Origin of the sequence: Longimicrobium sp., assembly GCF_036554565.1 — a bacterium.
Classification (GTDB): Bacteria; Gemmatimonadota; Gemmatimonadetes; order Longimicrobiales; family Longimicrobiaceae; genus Longimicrobium.
The window spans coordinates 20,391-27,239 of the sequence record NZ_DATBNB010000219.1 but is presented as its reverse complement, the minus strand read 5'-3'; the positions used below and the strand labels follow the sequence as shown (position 1 = coordinate 27,239).

The 6,849-nt window shown below is 70.6% G+C and carries 4 protein-coding genes; all 4 read left to right on the top strand.

The annotated features are described in order from the left end of the window. Positions 1–409 precede the first annotated feature (409 nt). The 4 genes from VIB55_RS05965 (at position 410) to VIB55_RS05950 (ending at position 6,807) form a co-directional block, all read left to right on the top strand. Positions 410–1,033 carry an LON peptidase substrate-binding domain-containing protein gene (locus VIB55_RS05965; RefSeq protein ID WP_331875753.1) on the top strand — a complete coding sequence of 208 codons (624 nt, stop codon included), beginning with the start codon at positions 410–412 and terminating at the stop codon, positions 1,031–1,033. Positions 1,034–1,099: 66 nt separating this feature from the next. Further along, on the top strand, positions 1,100–2,005 hold the full coding sequence (locus VIB55_RS05960; RefSeq protein WP_331875752.1) for an N-acetylmuramoyl-L-alanine amidase-like domain-containing protein: 906 nt from the start codon (positions 1,100–1,102) through the stop codon (positions 2,003–2,005). A gap of 363 nt (positions 2,006–2,368) precedes the next feature. After that, positions 2,369–5,464 (top strand): SusC/RagA family TonB-linked outer membrane protein, encoded by a 3,096-nt coding sequence (locus VIB55_RS05955; RefSeq protein ID WP_331875751.1) that lies wholly within the window; start codon positions 2,369–2,371, stop codon positions 5,462–5,464. A 14-nt stretch (positions 5,465–5,478) separates the two neighbouring features. Then, the gene (locus VIB55_RS05950; protein WP_331875750.1) at positions 5,479–6,807 is read left to right on the top strand and encodes a RagB/SusD family nutrient uptake outer membrane protein; all 1,329 of its coding nucleotides are present in this window, start codon (positions 5,479–5,481) and stop codon (positions 6,805–6,807) included. Positions 6,808–6,849 lie beyond the last annotated feature (42 nt).

Genomic DNA, 6,849 nt, shown 5'->3' with positions numbered 1-6,849 from the left:
CACCACGGGCGCGTCACATCGTCCTCTCCGAGGAAGAACAGGCCAGTCCGCGCAGGCGGACTTCGTGTGGTCGTTGCAGCGAATTCATTCGCCCGACGGGGCCGGGGACTGGGCGCAGCTGACGCCAAACTGCATCATGCGTAGTGTGTGGCGGATCCCTCAGTCGCTGCAAAGCCTGGTGATGCCGCGACTTGGGTGTGGCCGCTCCATCGGGATGACATCTCGCGCTTCGGCAGAACTCATACCCAGCCCTCACGCACCACGGGCGCGCCACATCGTCCTCTCCGAGGAAGAACAGGCCAGTCCGCGCAGGCGGACTTCGTGTGGTCGTTGCAGCGAATTCATTCGCCCGACGGGTCCAGTGCAGCGCCCTCTTGCCGCGAATCCGCGCGGGACGCACTTTCGCCTGATGAGGCTTCCGCTGTTTCCCCTTCCCGTGGTGCTGTTTCCCGGCGCGCCCATGCCGCTGCACGTGTTCGAGCCGCGCTACCGGCAGATGGTGGCGCGCTGCGTGGAGGGCGACGAGCGGTTCGGGCTCATCTACCACGATCCGGACCGGCACGGCCCCTTCAGCACCGAGAACGGGGGCGTGGGATGCGTCGCGCACATCGTGAAGTTCCAGCCCCTTCCCGACGGCCGGTCGCTGCTGCTGATCCGCGGCGTGGAGCGCTTTCGCGTGGAAGACGGCATCGAGTCCGGGGCGCCGTACTGGGAGGCGCTCGCCGCCCCGTACGAGGACGAGCGGGAGGACCGCCGCGGCCTGGTGCCGCGCCGCCAGCGCTCCATCGACCTGTTCTACCGCGTGCTGGAAGAGGTGGTAAAGTACAAGCAGCCCTTCCCGGAGATCGATCCCGGGCTGGAAACGGCCTTCCAGATCGCGCAGGCCATCCGCATCGACCCCGGATGGCAGCAGGACCTGCTGGTTTCCCGCCGCGAGCGCGAGCGCCTGGGGCAGCTGGACGAGCTGCTGCGGCTGGTGCTGGACGCGGGCACTCTGGACGGCACCCGCGACGACCCGCCGTTCCCGTTCTGATCCCTGCGGCGACTGCGGGGTACCAAATCCGTCCCGCACCCCTGAAGTCCCGATCCCCGAGCAGCGATGCCCATCTCGCGCAGATCGTTCCTGGCCCGTGCCGCCCTCGCCGCCGCGGGCGCTTCCCTGCCCCGCGCGCTCTGGAGCGCCACCTCGCCGGCCGCGGACGACCGCGCCCGCCTGGCCGAGTGGCTGCGGGTGCTCTGCGCCGAGGGCGTCTGCCGCCCCGGCGCGCCTTTCGGCCCGGCGGTGGCGCGCGCGGCCGAGCTGGCCCTGGGCCTTCCCTATGCGGCGTACACGCTGGAGCAGTACCTGGCCGATGGTGGGAGGCCCGCGGACGAGCCGCTGACGCTGCACCTGTCCAAGTTCGACTGCGTGTCGCTGGTGGAATCGGCCATCGCCGTGGCGCGCACGGCGGCGGCGGGGCCACGCGAGGGATGGGAGCGCTTCGCCCGCGAGGTGGAGCGGATGCGCTACCGCGGGGGCGAGCGCCGGGGATTCGCCAGCCGCCTCCACTACTTCAGCGAGTGGATGGCAGACGGCGTCCGGCGCGGCCTGGTGCGCGACCTGGGACGCGAGCTGGGCGGGGTGCGCGACGAGCGCCCGCTGCGCTTCATGACGGAGCACCGGTCCAGCTACCCCGCCCTGCGCGACGAAGCGACCTTCGCCGCCATCGGCCGGATGGAACGCTCGCTGGACGGCGCGCCCCGCTGGCTGGTGCCGGCCGACCGCATCGCCGGGGTGCAGGACCGAATCCATAGCGGCGACGTGCTGGCCTTCGCCACGGCCGTCCCCGGCCTGGACGTCACCCACACGGGCCTTGCGTACCGCGACGGCGAAGGCGTGCTGCGCGTCCTGCACGCGCCCCTCTCCGGCGGCGCGGTGGAGGTCAGCCGCACGACGCTCCCCGAGTACGTGTCGGCCATCCGCCGGGCGACGGGCATCCTGGTGGCGCGTCCCCTCCGCGGCTGATCCCCCGCTCGTCCGACGACGAACGCAAGTGGATCTCCCGAAGCGCGTCCGCCTTCTCCAGGGCGGGCGCGCTGTCGTTTTCCGCCGCCCATCCCCTCGGGAGACGAGTAGCAGGACGGCGCTCCGCTCGCCGTCTGTTTCCGGAAATTTGGAAGGCATCCGTCCGAATCGCCCCCCGTCCACATCGCCGGCCCAAACCCTTGCGGTGCCGCGGCTGGCGCGCTAACAACAAGGCAGAGGTTACGCGGGGTCCTGCCCGGCCGCATTCCCCGGCCGGTTCCGCCAGGCACCCGCGCCAACCTGCTCGCCGTCCCCGGCGCGGGGCGGGGCGAGACTCACCGCACTTCCAGGAGAGACCCACACATGCGCCTATTTCGTCCGCGCCGCTGGCTCGGCGCGACCGTCCTGACGCTGCTCGCCGCGTTGGCCCCGGGGCGAGCCGCGGCACAGCAGACGTACACGCTCGTGGGGAGCGTTGTCGACGCGACCACCCGTGCCCCCCTGGCCGACGTGAACGTGCAGATGCGCATCGGGGCGCAAGGCACCGGCCCGCGCACGACGACCGACGCCGCCGGACGGTTCACCCTGCGCGCCACCGTGGCGCCGGGCACGTATACGCTGCAGTTCTCGCAGATCGGACGGGGCGCGGCGAGCCGCTCGGTGACGCTGGGCAGCGACCCTGCCGTGCAGGTGGGTCCCGTGGAACTGGCGACGAACGTGCTGAAGCTCGAAGAAGTGGTCGTCACCGGCACCGGCGCACCCGTCGAGCGCCGCGAAGTGGCCAACGCGGTGTCCACCGTGCGCGGCGAAGAAGTCAACCAGGCGCCCGGCGCCGTGTCCATCGACCAGGCGCTGCAGGGCCGCATCTCGGGCGCCGTGATCTCGCAGAACTCCGGGACCCCCGGCGCCGGCTCCACCATCCGCCTGCGCGGCACCAGCTCCATCCTGGGCGGCGCCGACCCGCTGATCGTGGTGGACGGCGTGATCCTGGAGAACAACACCGACCCGCTGATTTCCGTCGGCTCCAACAGCTCGCGCCAAGGCTCGGCCATCAGCAGCCGGCTCACCGACATCGCGCCGGGCGACATCGAGCGCGTGGAGGTGCTCAAGGGCGCCGCCGCGGCCGCGCTGTACGGCTCGCGCGCCAACAACGGCGTCATCCAGATCTTCACCCGGCGGGGGATGCAGGGCACCCCGCGGGTGACGTACACGGTAGAAGGGTCCAGCTCCGAGACGCCGCGGTACTTCCGGATGAACGACGCGGCCAAGGCCGGCCTGGGCGACGTGTCGTTCCTGCGCAAGCCCGACGGCTCGGCGTACGTGCTGGGCGACCCCATCACCCGGTACAACATCCAGCCGCAGATCTTCCAGACCGCGCCGGGGATGAACCACCACCTGTCCATCTCGGGCGGCAACGGCGGCACCAGCTACTACATGTCGGGAGGCTGGACGGACCAGGAGGGGATCATCCGCTCCACCGGTCACGAGAAGCGCACCTTCCGCGGCAAGATCACGCAGTCGCTTTCCGACATCTTCGAGGTGTCACTGACCGGCAGCTACATCCAGTCGCACACGCAGTATCAGCAGGAGGGCGAGCAGACCACCGGTGCGCTGACGGCGGTGCTGTTCACCCCCACCGGCTTCAACTACGCGTTCAGCGACAGCCTGGGCCGGTACCCCTACACGCCCATCGTCACGGTGAACCCGCTGCAGGTGCTGCGCGAGGTGCGCACCGAGGCCGACGTGGACCGCCTGATCGGCAGCGTGCAGACCACGATCACGCCGTTCAGCAACCTGTCCGTGACGGCGCTGCTGGGCGTGGACGACTCCCGTGAAGCGAACATCCTGCTGCAGCCGCCGTACTCGGTGGGCCCGGCATCCACCGGCTTCATCACCAACCCGGTGCGCTCGGTAAGCCGCTTCAACAGCGACGTCACGGCCAACCTCGAGTCGCCGCTGAGCCGGGCGCTGGAGCTGACCAGCACCGCGGGCTTCCGCTACACGGCCGACCGCACCAACACCATCCGCGCCGGGGCCGAGAACCTGCCCCCAGGCCAGGAGATCGTGGGCGGGGCCACGCAGTTCGCCTCGCAGTCCGTCACCGAGCTGCGCACCGTCGGCGCGTTCCTGCAGGAGCGCCTTTCCGTCGCCGACCGCCTGTTCATCACCGGCGCGGTGAACGTGGAGGCCTCGTCGGCCTTCGGGCCGGACGAGCGCTGGCAGATGTTCCCGCGGCTGGGCGCCTCGTGGGTGGTCGACGACATGCCGTTCTGGAGCGACGGCGGCGTGGGCGGCGTGGTGAACTCGCTGCGCGTGCGCGCCGCGTACGGACAGACGGGCGGGCAGCCCCCCGCGTCGTACGGCACCTTCAACAACTTCACCGACGTGATCTTCGGCGGGCGTCCGGGGCAGGCGGGGAGCACCATCCTGGGCAACCCCAACCTGAAGCCCGAGCGCCAGCGCGAGTACGAGGCCGGCTTCGACATGGGCCTGCTGAACGACCGCGCCCTGGTGGAGGTGACCGTCTACGACCAGCTGACGCGTGACGTGGTGCTGCTGCGCTCGCTGCAGAGCAGCTCCGGCTTCGACGTGCAGTACCAGAACGTGGGCGAGATCTCCAACCGCGGCCTGGAAGTGACCCTGGGGGCCGACGTGGTGCGCCGCGGCGGCTTCAGCTGGAACACGCGGCTGACGTACGCCCGCAACCGCAACAACGTCGAGCGGATGCGCGCGCCGGGCGACACCATCTTTTCCGAGTACCTGAACATCGTGGCCGAGGGGCTGCCGGTGGGTGTGTTCTACGGCGGGTACTATCCGCGCGACGCCAACAACAACATCATCCTGTACCCCAAGAACCCGCAGGGGCAGTTCATCTTCAACGACACCCTGTGCACCACGGGGCCGGCGGAGCCCTGCTTCCCCGCCAAGGCGCGCGGCGCGAACGGCGTGATCCTCAAGAAGGTGCTGGGCGACCCCAACCCCGACTTCACGGCCTCGCTCAGCAACACGCTCTCGGTGGGGCAGAACCTGCAGCTGAGCTTCCTGCTGGACGGGCGGTTCGGCAACGAGGTGGCCAACTTCACGGCGCGCATCCAGGACTACTTCGGCCTGAGCGAGAACACCGAGCGTGAGATCGCCGGCGAGGTGCCCGCGGGCTACCACACGCTGAACACCGACCGCCACACGCTGTACGAGGCGTTCGTCGAGGACGGCTCGTTCGTCAAGCTGCGCGAGGTGGCGCTGGGCTACACCTTCGACCAGCCCTGGGTGCGCGGCCGGCTGGGCGCCGAGAGCCTGAGCCTGCGGATCGCCGGGCGCAACCTGCACACCTGGACCAACTACTCGGGGATCGATCCCGAAGTCAACCTGTTCGGCGGCAGCACCGTCGCGCGCGGGGTGGACTTCGTAACCACGCCCATTCCGCGCAGCCTGTCGGTTGGGCTGACGGTCAACTTCTGAGGAATCGAATGACGATGCGGAATTCTGTTTCACGCCGCGCCGGGCGCGTGCTGCTGCTGGCCGCGCTGGCTGCCGCGGGGGCGTGCGACCTGGACCTGACGAACCCCAACTCGCCCCCCGAGGAGCTGGTGCTGACCACCCCCGACGGCATCATCGCGTTGGCGGTGGGCATGCAGGGGCAGTTCGCGGGGACCACGGCGGGCACCGGGATGGTGCTGAACATGGTGCGTGCCCCGGGACTGGTGACCGACGAGATCTCCACCACCACCGTGTCGCTGGTCGCCGACCGCTCGCTGGTGACCGGCGTGGGCGTCGACGCCAGCTTCGGCGTGGTGAGCGGGCCGTACACCAATGCCTTCCGGGTGGTGAGGTCGGCCGAGGAGCTGCTGGCCAACGCCGGCAACGTGGGGCTGCCGCGCGGCACCGAGGCGGGCGTGCTGGCGCTGGCGCGCACCTTCAAGGCGATGGCGCTGGGCGCGGCCATCCTGCAGTACGAGCAGATCCCCGTGACGGCCACGCTCGACGAGAACCCGCTGCAGCCCCGGGCGGTGGTGCTCGACACGGTGCTCTCGCTGCTGGAGCAGGCGCGGGCCGGGCTGGCGTCGGTGGCGGCCAGCGAGCTGGGCGACTTCAACGCCCGCGTGGCCATCGGCTACAACCTGGGCGACGTGATCAACGCCATGCTGGCCCGGTACTACCTGATCGACGGCCAGCACCAGCAGGCCATCGACGCGGCCGCGCGCGTGCCGCTGAACCGGGTGAACGTGTTCTCGTACCCCGACCCGCTGCGCAACCCCGTCTGGGCCTACTCGCAGTTCGGCCTGAACTACGTGCGCGGCACGCAGGAGTTCGTGGCCGAGGCCGACACCTCCGACGACCGCCCGGGCTTCTGGCTGCGGCTGGACCAGGCCACGGTGAACGGGTCGCCCGCCGTGCCGCTGCGCAACCTGCGCCAGTACGCGGACCGCAACGCGCCGTTCCCCATCTACCTCCCCGACGAGATGCGGCTGATCCAGGCCGAGGCGTACGCGCGCACGGGCCGGGTGGCCCTGGCCGCGCCGCTGGTGAACGGGGTCCGCACCCAGTGCACCCCCAGCGCCACGATCGGCAACTTTTCCGAGCCGGTGGCGTGCATGCCGGCGCTGACGGCCGAGCAGCTGGACACCGAGGCCGAGGTGCTGGCCGAGATCGCCTACCAGCGCCGCTACGAGCTGTTCCTGCAGGGGCTGCGGTGGGAAGACATCCGCCGCTTCGGCACGGCGGTGTCGCGCGAAACACCGTCGCTCTCGTTCCTGCCGCTTCCGCAGAGCGAGTGCGTGCTGAACCCGGCGGCGCCCTGCTGAAACGGGCCGCACGGGCAGACAGTTGAAAGGGGGCGCGCCTGC

Coding starts and splice junctions, on each gene's coding strand:
- VIB55_RS05965 (WP_331875753.1), top strand. CDS start 410: ATGAGGCTTCCGCTGTTTCCCCTTCCCGTGGTGCTGTTTCCCGGCGCG.
- VIB55_RS05960 (WP_331875752.1), top strand. CDS start 1,100: ATGCCCATCTCGCGCAGATCGTTCCTGGCCCGTGCCGCCCTCGCCGCC.
- VIB55_RS05950 (WP_331875750.1), top strand. CDS start 5,479: ATGCGGAATTCTGTTTCACGCCGCGCCGGGCGCGTGCTGCTGCTGGCC.
- VIB55_RS05955 (WP_331875751.1), top strand. CDS start 2,369: ATGCGCCTATTTCGTCCGCGCCGCTGGCTCGGCGCGACCGTCCTGACG.